This window comes from Methylomonas rapida (assembly GCF_024360925.2).
Lineage (GTDB): Bacteria > Pseudomonadota > Gammaproteobacteria > Methylococcales > Methylomonadaceae > Methylomonas > Methylomonas rapida.
On sequence record NZ_CP113517.1, the window covers coordinates 1,143,845 to 1,162,661 of the forward strand.

Annotated in this window: 11 protein-coding genes; 8 read left to right on the forward strand and 3 right to left on the reverse strand. The window is 54.0% G+C overall.

Translation table 11 applies throughout. The annotated features are described in order from the left end of the window. The first annotated feature begins 291 nt into the window (after positions 1-291). Together NM686_RS05340 and NM686_RS05345 are read left to right on the forward strand one after the other, a co-directional pair. Entirely contained in the window at positions 292-4,068 is a 3,777-nt protein-coding gene (locus NM686_RS05340) for a BLUF domain-containing protein (protein ID WP_255186850.1), read from the forward strand. 20 nt (positions 4,069-4,088) lie between these two features. Beyond that, positions 4,089-4,283: a c-type cytochrome gene (locus NM686_RS05345; RefSeq protein ID WP_255186851.1), complete on the forward strand. Its 195-nt coding sequence runs from the start codon at positions 4,089-4,091 to the stop codon at positions 4,281-4,283. Between the two features lie 202 nt (positions 4,284-4,485). Here the strand turns inward: NM686_RS05345 and NM686_RS05350 are convergent, their stop codons facing one another. After that, positions 4,486-5,652, reverse strand: coding sequence for an aminotransferase class V-fold PLP-dependent enzyme (locus tag NM686_RS05350; RefSeq protein ID WP_255186852.1), 1,167 nt, complete (start codon positions 5,650-5,652; stop codon positions 4,486-4,488). A gap of 226 nt (positions 5,653-5,878) precedes the next feature. Between NM686_RS05350 and NM686_RS05355 the strand changes: the two genes are divergently transcribed. The 5 genes from NM686_RS05355 (at position 5,879) to NM686_RS05375 (ending at position 14,130) form a co-directional block, all read left to right on the forward strand. After that, entirely contained in the window at positions 5,879-6,832 is a 954-nt protein-coding gene (locus tag NM686_RS05355; protein WP_255186853.1) for an HpcH/HpaI aldolase/citrate lyase family protein, read from the forward strand. A 129-nt stretch (positions 6,833-6,961) separates the two neighbouring features. After that, the gene (locus tag NM686_RS05360) at positions 6,962-8,143 is read left to right on the forward strand and encodes a malate--CoA ligase subunit beta (RefSeq protein ID WP_255186854.1); all 1,182 of its coding nucleotides are present in this window, start codon (positions 6,962-6,964) and stop codon (positions 8,141-8,143) included. A gap of 9 nt (positions 8,144-8,152) precedes the next feature. After that, positions 8,153-9,040: a succinate--CoA ligase subunit alpha gene (gene sucD / locus NM686_RS05365; protein ID WP_255186855.1), complete on the forward strand. Its 888-nt coding sequence runs from the start codon at positions 8,153-8,155 to the stop codon at positions 9,038-9,040. 231 nt (positions 9,041-9,271) lie between these two features. Further along, positions 9,272-13,498 carry a DEAD/DEAH box helicase gene (locus NM686_RS05370; protein WP_255186856.1) on the forward strand — a complete coding sequence of 1,409 codons (4,227 nt, stop codon included), beginning with the start codon at positions 9,272-9,274 and terminating at the stop codon, positions 13,496-13,498. Between the two features lie 473 nt (positions 13,499-13,971). Beyond that, positions 13,972-14,130 carry a hypothetical protein gene (locus NM686_RS05375; protein ID WP_255186857.1) on the forward strand — a complete coding sequence of 53 codons (159 nt, stop codon included), beginning with the start codon at positions 13,972-13,974 and terminating at the stop codon, positions 14,128-14,130. 69 nt (positions 14,131-14,199) lie between these two features. On the opposite strand, the gene mutS is transcribed toward NM686_RS05375, so the two are convergent. Continuing rightward, positions 14,200-16,785 carry a DNA mismatch repair protein MutS gene (gene mutS / locus NM686_RS05380; protein ID WP_255186858.1) on the reverse strand — a complete coding sequence of 862 codons (2,586 nt, stop codon included), beginning with the start codon at positions 16,783-16,785 and terminating at the stop codon, positions 14,200-14,202. Between the two features lie 132 nt (positions 16,786-16,917). Here mutS and NM686_RS05385 point away from each other — a divergent pair, with 132 nt between their 5' ends. After that, positions 16,918-18,249 (forward strand): tyrosine-type recombinase/integrase, encoded by a 1,332-nt coding sequence (locus NM686_RS05385; protein WP_255186859.1) that lies wholly within the window; start codon positions 16,918-16,920, stop codon positions 18,247-18,249. Here NM686_RS05385 and NM686_RS05390 read toward each other — a convergent pair. Beyond that, complete coding sequence (locus NM686_RS05390) at positions 18,200-18,661, reverse strand: helix-turn-helix transcriptional regulator (RefSeq protein WP_269022486.1); 462 nt, start codon at positions 18,659-18,661, stop codon at positions 18,200-18,202. The genes NM686_RS05385 and NM686_RS05390 overlap by 50 nt on opposite strands. Positions 18,662-18,817: the final 156 nt, after the last annotated feature.

An 18,817-nucleotide genomic window follows, 5' to 3' on the forward strand; every position in this document is an offset into this window, starting at 1 on the left:
AAGTTTCCTAATTATTGACCAGCCTGGTTTCCGTAAGAAATTTACGCTGAGTAATTACAAAATTTTGTCAATGTGCACAAGCCAGTTTTTTTAGAGCCGCTCTTTGTCAATGCCAATCAAGGAAACACTGTTTACCATAAATAAAAAATATATTGACCAATAAGAAATAAGGTGCAAAATTTTAATTGCATCGAACGTATTCGAAGTACAAGTCGCTACTTAGTGTGGTGTGATGAACCCTCAAGCTCCCAAGCTGGAAATATAATAAAAACAATAGGGTAAGTTCGAATTATGAAATCATTAGTTGAATCTCCACGACCGTCTCAGCTGCTGAGTCGCTTGGCGTTGTTCTTTTTGGCATTTGCAATTAATCAGGATTGTAGCGCCCACGAAAGTTGGGTATTAACGCCGCAACAATTCGACTACTTTAAAAGTCTTCCTAAACCTTCACTCTACACTGAGCTGTCCTTTACTAACTTTGCCATTGTTTCATTATTCCTGATTTTTATCGTTGGCTGGATAAGGCTTGGCTTCACGGGAGCTAGGGAGTTATTTCCAGACCTCCAGGCAAGGCTGACCTCTTATGGTGAGCACGTTCCTCGCATTCTCCGCGTATGTTTGGCTTGGATGCTGATCTCCTCGGCATTTGGCATTGAGCCGCGTGCCGGCGTTGCTCCTTTTACTTCGCCTACACTGTTTGCCCCAGATCTTGAGCTCAAGTACTTAGGCTTCGGCTGGGGTTGGTTACAATTGGTTGAAGTCCTCACGGGCTTAGCCATTCTATTCGGCATCTATGTACGTGCTTGCGCCGTCATCATCATGGTGCTCGGTCTTATCGGCGGATTGTTATTCGGACCTGGATTTCTTGCTTATGGCGGTGCGATTCTCGGTGCTTGCCTTTACCTGCTGTTACAGGGTCCGGGCCGACATTATCTGCCACTCCCCACACCGGAATCGTTTCGAACGGCGCAATCCTGGCTCGAAAACCAGCCGAGGTCGCGCGCCCAGTTTATCCTTAGGGTACTCACTGGCTTTACCATGCTTTACCTCGGCGTAACTTTCAAAATCCAGCAACCGACCCTGGTAATAGGCGTCATCGCGACCTATCAGGTGCCGATATTGTCTTCCGCGCCTGAGGCTTTTTCTCTGGTTATGGCACTGGTCGAAGTTTCCGCCGGATTGTTGATGATTGCTGGCGTTTTATTAAGGCCTCTGTCGCTATTTCTGTTAGCCGCATTCATATTTTTTGCCAGCTTGCTGCCGGAGACTCTCACCTCGCACATCCTGTACTACGGTGTTATGTTGTCGTGCCTGATTAACTCCGCCGGTTATTGGCATCGACCGGAGCCTCGCGATAAGCCCGCGGAAATATTGGTGATCGGTGGAGGTTTTGCCGCCCTGCATGCCGCCATGGAGGTGGAGCGCCTGATTGGTACTTTTACCCATGTGAAAGTTACCCTGCTCCATGACAACTCGAACTTTGTACTCAATCCATTATTACCGGAGGTGATTGGCGGCAGCGTGCAGCCGGGTAATGTCGTGAACCCCATCCGCCGCGTGATTCCCAAGGTTAATGTCGTGGTTGCAAGGCTTGATGCGATTGACTTAGAAAACCGCCAAATTCAAGCACGAAGAGCCAGCGGCGAACGCATTACATTGACTTACACTGAGGTTGTTCTGGCGCCGACGGTGAAGCCCAATACGACATCGATTCCTGGACTACTGTCCCACGCGCTGCCGATCGACTCCGTCGGTGACGCCTTGCATATCCGCAAATGCTTACTGGAATTGGTTGAGCAAGCTGAATTCACTGAAGATAGTACAGAACGAGCGCGGTTGCTGAACATTGCCATCGTTGGTTCAGGTGAATTGGCTTGCAGTGTCGCTGCCGAAGTATGCCAGATGCTTAGAGCGATGGAGCATAACTATCCGGTACTTCAGATTGTCGGCTGGAACGTGCACCTTTATGACGATACTCAGTACGTTCAGACAGATTTCGAGAGTCAGCATCTCATCTTACGGAATACCTGCCTTGAAAATGCCGGTGTAACGCTGCACAAGGGGGTAACCCTCTCGAGGATAGCCGAAGACAGAGTACTCCTAAACACCGGAGGAGATCAGCCGGTTGGGCTGACTATAAACGCCTGTTTCTCTATACCACCCCTGGTGCTTCAGGGTCTGTGCGGATTGAACTGGCCGCTGACGACAACCGATACCCTGGCACTTGACGGATATCGACATGCATGGATAGCGGGTCCTAACACGACTTCCGGCGACCAGTCTAACCTGACGGCAGCCGATTGGGAGAAAGTAGGCGAAACAGCGGGATATAACGCTTGGGCTGTGACTCAAGGTTTCTCCCCACGTCTCTACAAACCGCGCTATAGGCTGTTGACCTCCTATGCCGTCGGTTTTCACTCGTTTTGTGATGCAAAGCTCTTCATCTTTAGCGGTCGTATCGCTTGGTTTGTTTCTCGGCTCGGCCAGTTGCTCGCCATGCCGGGACTCGAAAAGAACCTGCGCATCATGATCGATTGGGCCATGGTGATTCCCTTTAGAAGTGATATCGCAGTGCTGGCTCATGCGCCCCAGGCTCGCCTGCAAAAGGTGCGTTTTACCAAAGGGGACGAAATCTATCGTCAGGGTGACGAGGCCGAGATGGCCTATGTGGTTGAATCGGGTCGTCTGGAAATCATCAAAGACGGACTCAAAGTGGGTGAACTGGGAACCGGCGATTACTTTGGTGAAATCGTTCAGAATTATCTCAACCGGAGAGCCGAAACGGTGCGCTGCATTGCTCCAACCGAGTTGACGGTGCTTTCGCAAAGCGATTTCAAGGTGCTGACTAAGGGATCGGGGTTGATGAACAAAGCTCTGCAGCATCTGGCGAAGGATCGGCCAGTTTCTGAAGACTCAGAGGGCATCAAGAGAGTGATGTATGTCAGTACCATGCACGCTCACTTCACCGACGAAGAAATTACCGAGTTGGGCCGGTCGTCCAGCTTGAACAACAGTCGCTTAGGCTTGACCGGTGTCTTGATTTCGGTACATGACTATTTTTTCCAAATATTGGAAGGTCCGGAAGCCGTTCTGGATCAGCTTTTGGATAAAATCCGAATGGATCCTCGTCACCGGGATCTGACCATCTTGAGTGTGGAGTATGGTTTACCAGAGCGGCTTTTTACGGATTGGGGTATGCGTACAGTGTGTCTGAATGAAGAAAGCGGCGTACTGCTGCAATCCATTCGCATGATGCTTCGCACTATCGCGCAATCCCATCATATTATTGGTCGCTATACCCAGCCATCCGTGCTGAAACTGCTTACCGAAGGGATCAACCCCCTGACTCTGCCGCTTAAACGAGGCGAGCGACTAGTGCTAAACGGCAGTATCGCCGGACTCTCCAAGTTAGCCAATCAATTTTCCACCGAGAATGTATCGGAACTCATCCAGGAATTTTTCGAAATCGTTTCCAGCTGTGTGATTGAACATGGTGGTCAGGTAGCTGACTATATGGGCGATTCCATTGTGGCTTATTTCAATACAGAGCAGGCTGACGCAGCCATTGCAGCCACCCTGGATGCCTTGCAAGGCCTGAGCGAAATTCATCGTCGCAAGCATCCTTTATACACCTATGCCATCGGCAGCTTCAGTTTGGCCTCAGGGACTGTGTTGGAGGGCAATTTTGGCTCGTCATTAAAAATGAGCTACTCGCTGATCGGTCAAGCTGTCGACGAGGCCGTGCGTCTGCAAGCGTCTTGCCGGCATCACGGTAAAGCGCTGATTGTTGCCGAATCTGTGAGAAAGTCCGCCAAGGGGTCCTGGATATTCGAACCGCTTACCATCGAAACCAACGCAGATTCGCCCGTCTATACACTGGATCACGATCTGGTGAAACTAGCGACCAACCCGATTGAACCGATGCAAACCAAGCCAACGGACATCGCCATACCCTCCCACAATTTATCAGGAGACTCTAGTGAAATTAGCCACAATGACGCTACTGCTCGCAAGCCTCGTACTCGCAGTGCAAGCGGCACAAGCCGACGAAGCCCTCGCAAAAAGTAAAGGTTGCTTAGGATATCGCGGTGGATAAGAAAATCCTTGGCCCCGCCTACAAGGATGTTGCCGCGAAATATGCGGGGCAAGATGTTGTCGACCAACTCGCCCAGAAGGTGATGAAAGGCGGTGGCGGTGTTTGGGGCCAGATGCCCATGCCGGCAAATTCAGTAACGCCGGAAGAAGCCAAAAGACTGGTGCAGTGGGTTTTGAGCAAAAAATAATCAAACTTTGAATGACTGCTTAACACATTGAATCTGCCATAGATTCAAAGACGCGAGCGTCTCCTTAGGGTCGTCATGACTCAGAAGCGTTGTATTCTGTTTCTATCGGCCCCCATAGTCAAACATAACAGGCACAAAAAAGGCAGCACGGCAAAACCGTACTGCCTTAGGTCTGGCTGTTTTGGCCGAACGACCTGGCGGTTTACTTCGCGGTGGAGCGGTAATATTCGACCGCTGCGCCCACGCCGCTGCCGGCCTTGATGTCAAAGCCGTGGTCCAGCATCGCCATTTCCACGCCGGCGATGGCGCCCAGCAACGACACGTCGTTCATGTCGCCGATATGGCCGATGCGGAATACTTTGCCGGACACTTCGGTCAGGCCGGCGCCCAGCGAAATATTGTATTTTCTGTAGGCGGTGGCGATCACGTCGCGCGCGTCTTTATCGGCCGGGACCACGACAGCGGTCACGGTGTCGGATTCGAAGCCAGGCTGGGCGCAGATTTTCAGGCCCCAGGCCGCCACGGCGCGGCGCACGCCTTCGCCCAGGCGATGGTGACGCGCGTAGACGTTTTCGATGCCTTCTTCCAGCAACAAATCCAAGGCCTTGCGCAGGCCGTGCAGCATCGGAGTTGATGGCGTGTAAGGGGTGTAGCCGTCTTTATTTGACGCGGCCATGTCTTTCAATGAGAAGAACGAGCGCGGGAACGTGCTGGATTCGGTCGCGGCCAGGGCTTTTTGGCTGAAGCACAGGATCGCCAGGCCGGCTGGCAACATGAAGCCTTTTTGCGAACCGCTGATAGCCGCGTCCACGCCCCATTCGTCCATGCGGAAGTCGATGCTGGCAATCGAGCTGACGCCGTCGACGAACAACAGGGCCGGGTGGGCGGCGTTATCCATGGCTTTGCGCACGCCCGGAATGCTGCTGGTCACGCCGGTCGAGGTTTCGTTGTGGGTCGCCAATACGGCTTTGATTTCGTGGTTTTTGTCGTCTTTCAGGCGAGCTTCCAGATGATCCAATGGAATGCCCTTGCCCCATTCGACTTGATGGATTTCGACATCAAAGCCCAGTTTTCTGGCGGCTTCCGCCCACAGATGGCCGAATTGGCCGAAGCGGTAAATCAAGACTTTGTCGCCTTGGTTCAGGCAGTTGGTCAGCGCCACTTCCCATCCAGCGGTACCTGTGGCGGGGAAGGTGAAGCATTGGCCGGCTTCGGTGCGGAAGATTTTTTTCAGGTCTTCCAGGATCGGTTTCAGCAGATTGGGGAAAATCGGCGAGCGGTGATCTTCCATCGGCACGTGCATTGCGCTCAACACTTCGTGTGGGCAGTTAGTTGGACCTGGAACAAATAAATGATTGCGACCCGCCATCAGGTTTCTCCTTTGAATGAGTTATGTCTGCTAAAAATCGCCGGATAGTGTCATATTTGCCTGTTTTCGGCAAGTCGTTTGCGCTGAATCTTCTTTGTTGTTAGTGGTTTAGCCAGCCCGCGCCGATTGACAATACCGGCTTCGAAAGTAAAATGTACGGTTCTCTGTTTCAGTCTGGGCTGGCGAATGTCGATGCGCCGCCCTCAACCCATTAGGAATACACAGCATGAGTCATACACTATACGGAGCCAACGCCCAACGCGTACAACGTTGCGAATTGGCGGTGCCGGGTTCTAGTCCGGAAATGTTCGAAAAAGCCTTGAAAAGTGGTGTGGACTATGTGTTCCTGGATCTGGAAGATGCGGTGGCGCCGGATGACAAGCTGCAAGCGCGCAAAAACATCATTCAAGCCATCAACGATCTGGATTGGGAAGGTCATGGCGTGACCTTGTCCGTGCGCATTAATGGCCTGGACACCCAATACATGGTGCGCGATGTGGTCGATCTGGTCGAGCAAGCCGGCAGCAAGATCAAAACCATTCTGATTCCCAAAGTGGGCGTGTATAGCGACGTATACATGGTCGAAGCCATACTGAACCAATTGGAAATGCAGCAAGGCCTGAAAAACAAGATCGGCATCGAAGCCTTGATCGAAACCGCGCTGGGCATGGCCAATGTCGAAGACATCGCCAAACAAGGTGCCATCGGCGGCCGCTTGGAAGCCTTGCATTTCGGCGTGGCCGATTATGCCGCCAGCAACCGCGCCCGCACCGTCAACATCGGCGGTTTGAATCCGGATTATCCGGGCGACCAATGGCATTTCGCCATCAGCCGGATGACGGTAGCGTGCCGCGCCTATGGCCTGCGCCCGATCGACGGGCCGTTCGGCGACATCAAAGACCCCGACGGCTATAAAGCCGCCGCCCGCCGTGCTGCCGCCTTGGGTTGCGAAGGCAAATGGGCGATACATCCTTCGCAAATCGCGCTGGCCAACGAAGTATTCACCCCGCCGCCTGCCGAAGTCGAAAAAGCCAAACGCATTCTGGAAGCATTGAAGGAAGCCGCTGCGCAAGGCAAAGGCGCCGCCGCGCTGGATGGCCGCCTGATCGACGCTGCTTCCGAGCGTATGGCCAATAACGTGGTGCGCATGGCCGAAGCGATTGCGGCGAAAAGTAAATAAACAAAACGTAGCCTGGGTTGTCTTGCCCCTTTAGGGGAATGTAATGGAACCCAGCTTGAAGGCTGAACGCTGGGTTTCGCCGAGAGCTCAACCCAGCCTACGAGATTTTTATTCATTCAGAGAGATACCATGGACATTCATGAGTACCAAGCAAAACAACTGCTGTCCGAATATGGCGTGAAAATCGCCGACGGCGGTTTGGCCTATAGCCCCGAAGATGCCATACAGCGTGCCCGCGAAATCGGCGGCCATGTTTGGGTGGTCAAGGCGCAAATTCATTCCGGTGCCCGCGGCAAGGCCGGCGGCATCAAGGTTTGCAAAACCCACGACGAAGTCAGCGAAGCGGCGGAAAGCTTGCTGGGCAAGAAACTGGTCACGCATCAAACCGGCCCTGCCGGCAAACAATGTCTGCGTTTGTATGTCGAGGCAGGTACCGACATCGCCAAGGAATTGTATTTCAGTTTGCTGATCGACCGTGCGCGCGAGCGCATCGTGATGGTGGGCTCTGCGCAAGGTGGCATGGAAATCGAGGAATTGGCTGAGACCAATCCCGACGCGATCAAAAAAGTCTACATCGAACCGGCGGTCGGTTTGCAGGATTTTCAGGCCCGCGAAATGGCGTTTGCCCTGGGGCTGAACGCGGATCAAGTGCCGCAAGCGGTCAAATTGATCCACGGTTGCTATCGGGCGATGCGCGACCTGGACGCCAACATGGTCGAAATCAATCCGCTGGTCATCACCGGCCACGGTGATTTGATCGCGCTGGACGCGAAAATGTCGTTCGACGATAACGCCTTGTTCCGTCGGCAAAAAATTTCCGAGTTGCGCGACAAGACCCAGGAAGACCCGCGCGAAATGGCGGCGGCCGATCGTGGTTTGAGCTACGTGGGGCTGGACGGCGACATTGGCTGCATGATCAACGGCGCCGGCTTGGCGATGGCGACCATGGACATGATCAAACTGGCCGGCGGCGAGCCTGCCAACTTCCTGGACGTCGGCGGCGGCGCGTCGCCGGAGCGTACCGAAAAAGCCTTCCGCATGGTGTTGCAGGACAAGAATGTCAAGGCCATGCTGGTCAACATCTTTGCCGGTATCAATCGCTGCGACTGGATCGCCGAAGGCGTGGTGCATGCGGTGAAAAAAATCGACATGAAGGTGCCCTTGATCGTGCGTCTGTCCGGCACCAATGTCGAGGAAGGTCGCAAGATCATCGCCGACAGCGGACTGCCTATCATCATGGCCGACACCTTGGCGGAAGCCGCCGAGAAAGCGGTTGAAGCACGTAATCAGGTTGTAGCCGCGCAAGGTTGAGGAATACACATGGCAATTTTTATCGATAAAGACACCCGCATCATCGTTCAAGGTTTTACCGGCAAAATCGGTACCTTTCACGCCCAGGAAATGATCGAATACGGCTCCAACGTGGTCGGCGGCATCACGCCGGGCAAAGGTGGACAAAAACATCTGGAGCGTCCGGTGTTCAACACCGTGAAAGAAGCGGTCGAGCAAGTCGGCGCCGAAGCCAGCATCGTGTTCGTGCCGCCCGCTTATGCAGCCGATTCGATCATGGAAGCGGCCGAAGCCGGCATCAAATACTGCGTTTGCATCACCGACGGTATTCCAACCCAGGACATGATGAAGGTCAAAATCTTCCTGAGCAAATTCCCGAAAGAAAGCCGCATGGTCCTGACCGGCCCAAATTGCGCCGGCACCATCAGCCCCGGCAAATCCATGCTGGGCATCATGCCGGGCCATATCTACATGCCGGGTAATGTCGGCATCGTCGGCCGTTCCGGGACCTTGGGCTATGAAGCTGCCGACCAAATGAAAGCATTGGGTATCGGCGTCTCGACTTCGGTCGGTATCGGCGGCGACCCGATCAACGGCAGTTCGCACCGTGACATTCTGGAAAAATTCGAGCAAGACCCGGAAACCAAGGTCGTGATGATGATCGGCGAAATCGGCGGCCCGCAAGAAGTCGAAGCCGGCGTCTTCGCCAATGAGCACATGAGCAAACCGGTCGTGGCTTACATCGCCGGTTTGACCGCGCCAAAAGGCCGCCGCATGGGCCATGCCGGGGCGATCATTTCGGCATCCGGCGAATCGGCGGCAGAAAAAGTCGAGCGTTTGCAAGAGCTGGGCGTCACCATCGCACCGACTCCGGCGGCGATGGGCGAGACGGTCGCCAAGGTACTGGCCAAGCTTTAATCGGCTACCCGTTTCAGGCGGGACAACCGTTCGCCCTGAGCCTGTCGAAGGGCTTTGGGTTCATGGTTCGACAAGCTCACCACGAACGGCTCACTAGAATAACTGTCCCGGTTTAAGTTGGAAGCCCTTTAATCCGGCTTTAGCTCTTCTATAAAGCCCGCAATACGCGGGCTTTTTTGTTTTAGTTGGCGACCTTTTTTGTCATTGCTTAACCTTTCATTCCAACACCCCATGCATCAAGCACAACGCACCAAACTGTTGCAAGCCTACCAGGCTTTGCCGGCCGATTTGCAAACCCTCGTCAACGTGCTGGCCGTTTATAACGGCTATTGCTCGCTGACCAACCTGGCCAAAGCCCTTTCCGGTTTGGGCATCAAGGAAGGCAGTCGCGTGCTGAAATCGGAAACGGTCAAGGCGCGTTTGCGGCCGCTGGTCGCCGAGGGCATATTGGAGGAAAACGTGCGGCCTGGCGGTACCCGTTGCTCGCGTGCTTTGGTCGAAGTGATCACCCGGCAATTGGTCGATGAAAAGGAATTCGAGAGATATGCTGCCGAAGTGCTGGCGTTGAATCCGCCGGGTAAAGGCTATTACCGCTACAACACTGCCGACGATTGCATCCGCGAGGCCCGCATTTATTTTCATCAGGGCGATTATCAACAAATGCAGGCTTGTCTGGAGGTCGGCCGGCGTTATCCGGGCAACCTGCCCAGCCATATCGACTTGTATTTGTCCTGGTTTTTGAATCCGCTGGATGTGTTTTGGTTTCAACGACATCATCCGCTGATCATCAGGGAAATGGCGGGTTACGCGGCCTTGCACCAGCTGATTTACCTGTATGGCCAGCCCGAGCTCGACGTCTTCTTCAAACAGCAGTTGGAAGATAGCGAAGGCCGGGATGATCCGACTTTCACGCGCTTGTATCTGGAATTGAAGCTATTGCGCGGCGACTGGCATGAGGTGTCGGCCTTGCTGATGGGGACGGAAGAGCCGGAATTGCTGGCCATCGCCGCGATGCTGCTATTTTTGCGGGGCGATCATGCTGAGGCCATCGGCGGATTTGAAAGAGCACTGGCCTTGCTCAGAAAGCGCAGCGGTCAACGAAATACCTATTTTTACGGCTTGGCCGGCGTGTTTTATCCGTTGGCGATCATGAAAGCGGGCGACGCCAAACAGCGGGCCAAGCTCAATGCGCTATTGACGCAAGCCGGCAAGAGCCGTGGCTATTGGGGTAGTGTGTATCACTATCTGGCTATGTTTCAGCGGTTTTTGCAAGGCGATTTGTCGGTGCGCGACCAATTGCTGTTCAGGTCGATAACGACCGAATTTCGCGTCAGCAATGGCTTTCGCGAAAGCGGTACGCCAGAAAGCGCGTTGCATATGCCGGCCATGCAACCCGTGTTGTTGCTATTGACCCGATTTTGGGTCAAAGCCGATTTTGCCAGCAAAATCGAACCCGTCGATCAACAGCTCTACAGTCATTTATTCAATAACGGCTATCGCTGGCCGGCGGCGGAGTTGGCAGCGATTTTCAGCCGCTTGCAGCACGCCAAATCAGACCAATGGGACAAAGGGTTTTTCCGGGAAGGTCATGCGGCTTTGGCCGATTTGTTCGTCAGCCGCGCCGATTGGGAAGTCGCACTGGATGCCTTGCTGAATCTGCCGGTAGCCGACAAGAAAAGCGAAATCGCCCAACAAGCCGAAAAACCGACTCGGCTGGTCTGGATGGTGAGCTTCGTGGAAAACAGGCACAGCCTCATCACCGAACCAAAAGAACAAAAACAGCAAGCCAAGGGCGGCTGGAGCAAAGGGCGGGCGATAGCCTTGAAGCGGCTGGCGCTGGAGCGCGATGGTTTCGATTATCTGAGCGAGCATGACGTCAAACTGTGTGCTCATATCAAGGAGTACCGTGATTCGGGCTGGTACGGCGGCAGTACCTATTTTGAATTCGATAACGGCATGCCGTTGGCTTTGATAGGTCATCCTTTGCTGTTCTGGGCGGACGCGCCGGAAGTGAAGGTCGAAGTAGTCAAGGGGGAGGCTGAACTGCGCGTCAAAAAACAAAACGGCGACAAGATCAAGATCAGCCTGGAGCCGGCGCCGGGTTATGAACAGAAGTTTCATATCTCCAAGGAAACCCCGACGCGTTTGCGCGTGGTGGAATTTACCGCCGATCACCACAAAATTTACGCCGTCCTCGGTCCTAAGGGGCTGGAAGTGCCCGCATCGGCGCAAGAGCGAGTATTGCAAACGTTGACCAGCATTTCCGGCTTGTTGACGGTGCATTCCGACATCGGCGGTAGTTCCAGCACCGCTGAACAGGTTCAGGCAGACAGCATGCCGCGCATTCATTTGTTGCCGCATGGCGACGGCTTGCGCGTGGCCGTGCTGGTGCGACCGTTTGCCAACGGCGGCGCTTATTTCCAGCCGGGGCAGGGCGGCGAGAGCGTGTTGGCCGAAATCGACGGCAAGCGTTTGCAGACTCGACGCGATTTCAAACTTGAGCAACAGCGTGTCACGGAGGTCATCGACTTGTGCCCGGCTTTGCAACAGGCCGACCGGGATATCGCCGGCGAATGGCTGTTGGAGCATCCCGAGCATTGCCTGGAGTTTTTATTGCAAGCCCAGTCGCTGGCGGAAGGGCAGGCCTTGCTGGAGTGGCCGGAGGGCGTGCGCTTCAAGGTGTTGGGACAGAGCAGTGGCAAGGGTCTGAATATCCAGGTCAAGCGCGACAACGATTGGTTTGCCGTGCAAGGCGAATTGAAAGTCAGTGAAGACACCGTGATCGAAATCCAGCAGTTGCTAGGCTTGCTCGAGAATAGCCAAGGGCGTTTCCTGCAATTGAAAGATGGCCAGTTCATCGCCCTGACCGAAGAATTCCGCCGCCGATTAGAAGAACTGAAGGCCTATGCGGACATCAGCGGCAAGAAAGTGCGGCTGAATCCGTTGGCGGCGCTGACGCTGGAAGACTGGCAGGACGAAGCCGGTTTCAAGGCCGACAAGCACTGGCAGATGCATATGCAGCGGCTGCAAGCGGCGCGGGATTATCAGCCGCAAGTGCCGTCGACTTTTCAGGCCGAACTGCGCGATTACCAAATGGATGGCTACCGTTGGCTGGCGCGCCTGGCGCAATGGGGTGTCGGCGCCTGTCTTGCGGATGACATGGGGCTGGGCAAGACCGTGCAAGGTCTTGCGCTGCTGGTCGAACGGGCGCCGCAAGGTCCGGCCCTGATCGTCGCGCCGACGTCGGTCTGCGCGAATTGGGAAAACGAAGCCAACCGCTTCGCGCCAACCCTGAAACCCATCGTGCTGGGTAGCGGCGACCGGCAAAAATTGCTGGAAAACCTGCAGCCTTTCGACGTGCTGATTTGCAGCTATGGCCTGTTGCAACAGGAGCAGGTGGCCGAGATGCTGGCCAAGATCGAGTTCGGCACCGTGATTCTGGACGAGGCGCAATGGATCAAAAACATTGCCACCCGGCGCTCGCAAGGGGCGATGAATCTGCAGGCCGGTTTCAAGGTCATCATGACCGGCACGCCGCTGGAAAACCATTTGGGTGAATTGTGGAATTTGTTCAGATTCATCAATCCCGGCTTGCTGGGCTCTTTGGAGCAATACAACCAGCGCTTCGCCGGCCCGATCGAACGCGACCGCAGCACCGAGGCGCGCTATCGCCTGAAGAAGTTGATCCAGCCTTTCATTCTGCGCCGCACCAAGACCCAGGTCTTGCAAGAATTGCCGCCGCGCACCGAGATTCCGATCTACGTCGAGCTCAGCTCTGAGGAAATGGCGTTTTACGAAGCCTTGCGCCGCGACAGCCTGGCGGAACTGGCCGAATCCAGGGACGCGCCCGGCGCCCGGCATCTGCAAATCCTGGCGGCCATCTCCAAATTACGCCGAAGCTGCTGCAACACGCGCCTGGTCAATGCTGCGATGGTCTTGCCGAGCAGCAAACTGGCGGCTTTCGGTGAGATCGTCGAGGAATTGCTGGACAACAAACACAAGGCGCTGGTGTTCAGCCAGTTCGTCGATCACCTGCAATTGATCAAGGAATATGTCGAACAGCGCGGTATCCGTTACCAGTATCTGGATGGCGGCACGCCAGCCAAAGAGCGTCAGCTGAGGGTCGATGCCTTTCAGCGCGGAGAGGGTGAATTGTTCTTGATCAGCCTGAAAGCCGGCGGCGTCGGCTTGAACCTGACCGCCGCGGACTACGTGATTCACATGGACCCATGGTGGAATCCGGCGGTCGAGGACCAGGCCTCCGACCGCGCGCACCGCATGGGGCAGCAGCGGCCAGTGACGATTTACCGGATGATCGCCAAGCAAACTATCGAGGAAAAAATCGTTGCATTACACAGCCATAAGCGCGATCTGGCCGACAGCTTGCTGGACGGCGCCGATATTAGCGGTAAAATGTCGGCGGACGATTTGTTGAGCCTGATGAAGGGTGGCACCTGATGCAAAAATAGTTTGTATGCCGAGGGAGCGAGGCATACCGGGGCAAAACCAGCAAGCCGGGCAGAGTTGAACGCGTTGCGACAGCTAAAGCAATCGCACTCCCCGCATGACTTTGGCGTGAAAAAGGTTTGGTTTTTTCTAAGTGCTTCTTCTAGGTTCAATCAGGACGTTGCGTGGCTTCCGAGGGAATAGCTTTCAACCTAGAAAAATCATTTTGTCCACGAAACACACGAAAATCACGAAAAGTTTCAAACCGTTATCACACCTACAGAGCAGTACCGAACAGATGAATCGATAAGAGATCGATAAGCTTCATAACGCAATGATTTCTTTCGTGTATTTCGTGATTTTCGTGGACTTGCTGCCGTTTTTAGGTTCATGATTGCGCAAAAGCGGACTACAGCGTTTATTACTTACAACCCAGCCTGGCATCGGTGCGTAGCCTGTGCCGGCAATCGAGATGGAAAGGTCATATGCAAAGTCAAAACGACGCAGACAAAATCAAAAGGGTCAAAAACATTGCCGCCGTGCTGTACCTGTTGGTGATGGTTTTTTTGGTGGGCGGTTCTTACTGGCATCAGCACGGTCCTGAAATGGCCGAGGTTGCGGGGCAATCCGCGCAACCACGGTAATAGCCATATTCAATCGCTCTGTAGATGGGAAGCCGAGGTTTCCCATCTACAGAGCGCAGCTTGAGCGTATTACAACATCGCCTTCAAGCGATACAAAGTCTCCAGCGCCTGGCGCGGACTCAGGTTGTCCGGATCGAGTTGCTCCAGCAACACCACTGCCGGATGACATTCCTGGCTGGTAAACAAGTCGAATTGATTGACCTCTTGATGGCTCTGCTGCTCGATATAAGCGGTATTTTCCAGGTGGGTCAGCTTTTGCTTGGCGTGAATGATCACGCTTTGCGGCACGCCGGCCAGGGCGGCGACCTGCAAGCCATAACTCTGGCTGGCGGGGCCTTCCTTGACTGCATGTAAGAACACGATTTTGTCGCCGTGTTCCATGGCATCCAGATGAATGTTATAGATGCCGGTTTGCTCCTCCGCCAGTGTCGTCAACTCGAAATAATGCGTCGCAAACAGGGTAAAGGCTCTGACATTGCGCGCCAGATAATCCGCGCATGCCCAGGCCAGCGACAAACCATCGAAGGTGCTGGTGCCGCGGCCGATTTCATCCATCAAAATCAGGCTGTTGGCGGTGGCATTATGCAGAATGTTGGCGGTTTCCGACATTTCCACCATGAAGGTCGAGCGGCCGCTGGACAAGTCGTCCGAGGCGCCGATGCGGGTGAAGATCTTGTCTATCGGTCCGCAGGTCAAGGATTGCGCGGGGACATAGCAGCCGATATGGGCCATCAACACGATCAATGCCGCTTGCCGCATGTAGGTCGACTTACCGCCCATGTTCGGGCCGGTGATCACCAGCATACGGCGGTCGCCGGAAAAGTCCAGATCGTTGGCGACGAACGGGATACTGGAGAGTTGTTCGACGACGGGATGGCGGCCACCGACGATATGGATGCCGGGTTCTTGCGTCAGGGCGGGTTGAGTCAGATTCAGCGTTTCGGCGCGTTCGGCGAAATTGACCAATACATCCAGTTCCGCCAATGCGTCCGCGCACCGCTGTAAATCGAGCAAGGCCTCGGCCAGGATGCCGAGCAATTCGTCGTACAGGGCTTTTTCGAAGCTCAAGGATTTTTCCCGCGCGCTGAGCACCTTGTCTTCGAAGCTTTTCAGTTCCGCGGTAATGTAACGCTCGGCGCCCTTCAGCGTTTGTTTGCGGGTGTAATGGGCCGGTACCTTGTCGGCTTGGGCGTTGGAAATTTCGATGTAGTAACCATGCACCCGGTTGTAATTGACTTTCAGGGTGGCTATCCCGGTGCTCTGCCGTTCGCGCTGCTCCATGTCGATCAAGAACTGATCGGCGTTTTGGCTGAGATCGCGCAATTCGTCCAGCTCGGCGTTGTAGCCGGGGGCAATCACGCCGCCGTCACGGATCAGTACCGGCGGATTGTCGACGATCGCGCGCCGCAGCAGTTCGACCAGTTCGGGATGCTCGCGCAATTGCTGGCGCAGGCTCTCCAAGTGAGGAGTGTCGCTGTCGCTTAGTTGTTGCTGCAGTTCGGGCAGCACGGCTAGCGTGTGGCGCAATACCAGCAGGTCGCGCGGGCGGGCCGATTTCAACGCGATACGCGAACTGATGCGCTCTATGTCGCCGACTTGCCTCAGGCTGGCCTGAAGATTTTGGTAACGTTCGTTATCCAGCAAGCTGGCGATGCAGGCGTAGCGTCCGTTGATGACGGCTTGATCGCGTAGCGGCCGGTGCAGCCAGCGCCGCAAGCAGCGGCTGCCCATCGCGGTGGCGGTTTTATCCAGCACACCGAGCAGCGTGAAGCGCGCTTGGCCGCTGGGATGCGTATCGAGTTCCAGGTTGCGGCGGCTGGCGGCATCCAGGCTGATACCGTCGTCCGCGTGTTCGACGCTGATGCCCTGAATATGGGGCAGGGCGCTTTGTTGCGTATCACGCACATATTGCAGCAAACAACCAGCCGCGCAAATCGCCGAGGGCAGGTGTTCGCAACCAAAGCCCTTCAAGTCGTGGCTGTTGAACTGTTTCAGTATCAACTGCCGACAGCTGTCCAAATCAAAATGCCAGGGCGGCCGCTTGCATAACCCCTTGCGCTCCCTGATGGCGGCCGGTAGGGCAACGTCTTCGCTAAAAAGCAGTTCGGCCGGGCTCAGTCGCTCGAGTTCGCTAAGCAACTGGCTTTCACTGTCGATTTGCCGCAGTACGAACTTGCCACTGCCCAGATCGAGCGAAGCCAGGCCATAGCATTTATCGAATTTCGCCAGCGCTACCAACAGATTGTCCTTGCGATCTTCCAGCAAGGTTTCGTCGGTGACGGTGCCCGGCGTCACTATACGTACTACCTTGCGTTCGACCGGCCCTTTCGATTTGGCCGGGTCGCCGATCTGCTCGCAAATCGCGATGGATTCCCCTTGTTTCAACAAGCGCGCGATGTAATTTTCCGCCGCGTGATAGGGAATGCCTGCCATCGGAATCGGCTGGCCGCCGGAATGGCCGCGCGCGGTCAGGGTGATGTCGAGTAATTGCGCGGCCTTTTTGGCGTCGTCGAAAAACAGTTCGTAAAAATCCCCCATGCGATAAAACACCAGTGTCGTAGGGTGCTGGGCTTTGATGCGGAGATACTGTTGCATCATCGGGGTATGCTGTGTTTCGTTGCCTTGCTTGCTGTCTTGTTTTGTTTGGATATTCATTCGTAAATTAATGAAATAACAAATAATTGTTCTATGTTGTGAGCCGGGTTCACTTCAGCTACACTTTTCAAAACTTCCCTGCACTTTGCTGTTTAGTATAGGTTTTAGTATAGGTTTTTTCGAGTTATACTCGTGTCATCGATCAACAAAAAAACCTATACTAAAATGCAATTCGATGCCCGCACCGCTAAAGCTTTGCAGCCAGGACAGCATATGGCTTTTGACGATTATCCTGGACTGCGTTTGTCTGCCATGGCAAAGGTGAGAACTTGGTTTTATCGGTATAGAAGCACTGTTGATGGACGCCTTAGGCAGGTGTCAATTGGTCATTGGCCGTCTATGTCATTTCCAGTGGCTATTGTCGCTTGGGAAGCTTTGAAAAACCAGCGTGATTCTGGTAATGATCCTGTATTAGATGCAAAGCAAGCTAAATTAGAGGCAAAAGCTTTAATATTAAAACAAGAGGCGGCAAATTCTGAAAACGCTTATACAGTCCGAGTGCTGTGTGATGAATATTTAGCTGGACATGTTTGTCGCCACAGAGCCAAAAAAGGCTCTACTGAAATTACTAGGATGTTTAACACGATGCTGGGTGATATGGCGGATTTACCATCCACTGCAATTACCCGCGCAATGGCTTTTGATTTGATTCAAAAGTACGCCGCGATATCGCCCGTGCAGGCCGGAAAATTACGATGTGAGTTAGGAGCAGCATGGGATTATGCAATGGATGCCGGCAGACTACCTGAAGCTGCAGTTAATTGGTGGCGCTTAATTTTACGTGGAAAAATTAGATCAAAAGGAAAGACCATAGAAGGTAAGAACATCGGCGTGGTCAAACGCGTACTCACTGAAGACGAAATCGGTGAATTGATAGCTTGGCTTCCAAATTTCGCACCGATAATTACTGACGTTCTAATGTTATATCTTTGGACCGGAACTCGCGGCTCAGAAATTGTCGGCATGTCAGGAACTGAAATTAGTGAAGAGGGCAGTCAAGTTTGGTGGACGATACCGAAAATTAGAACGAAAAATGCCCGACATGAAACTGCTACAGATCAAAGGGTGCCCTTATTCGGTAGAGGTTTGACAGTGGTGTTACGGCGGAAAAAACTATATGGAGACGGTTTTCTATTTCCATCCCGTCATAAAGTGGGGCACATCGAACAAAAATACGTCACTGAACAGGTATTTTATAGGCAACCCTATAGTCAGATTCGCCCTGAGCAGGTGAGGCCTCGATTAACGGTGACTCATTGGGCACCGCATGATTTGCGACGGACGTCACGCACCTTGCTTGCAAAATTAGGATGTCCAGATTCCGTAGGTGAAACGATTCTCGGTCATATGTTACCCGGTGTGGTGGGAACTTATAATCGGCATCAATATGACGATGAAAAACGCCTATGGCTCTTTAATCTGTCAGAGCATCTTGAGTCATTGGCAAAGCGTTTCGAGATTTAGGTTTGCCGTTGCGTCCGCCTATTGCCGTATTAGGGGGGGGCAATAAATCGGAAACAGGACGCGATTCAGCCCATTCTTCAATTTCACGTAGTAACCAGCAGGAACGGCGTGCAGATGCTTTACGAGGCTTAGGGAACTCATCGGCACGAATCAATGATTGGATGGTAGATTCAGAAAGCCCTGTGACTTCCGAAACCGCCTCAAGATCAATCATGATAGGTCTCAATACCGACTGACGTTTATGGGCGTTACTCATGTATTTGTTGTCTATCAATAAATAGGTCACTGGCGCTGCGAAACCTTGGAAACGATGCGCTAGCGAGTGAAGGTTGAGTAGTCCCTGGAAGCCGTAGCGCCGGGCGGTTTTTCGAGTAGAAAAACTGCAAGGCATCGCGAAACGGCGTCGAGTCATGCGAGAGCCAAGGCTTTGATCCCCTTGTTGGGTCAAAGCCGAGGTGACGCGGACGGCCAGGGCCGCCGCAGGCAAACACGTGGCGGTGTAGGCGCGATTGCTAGCCAGGGATGGCTAGCAATCTTTCCCGCCGGAAGCCGACACTCGCCGATTCGA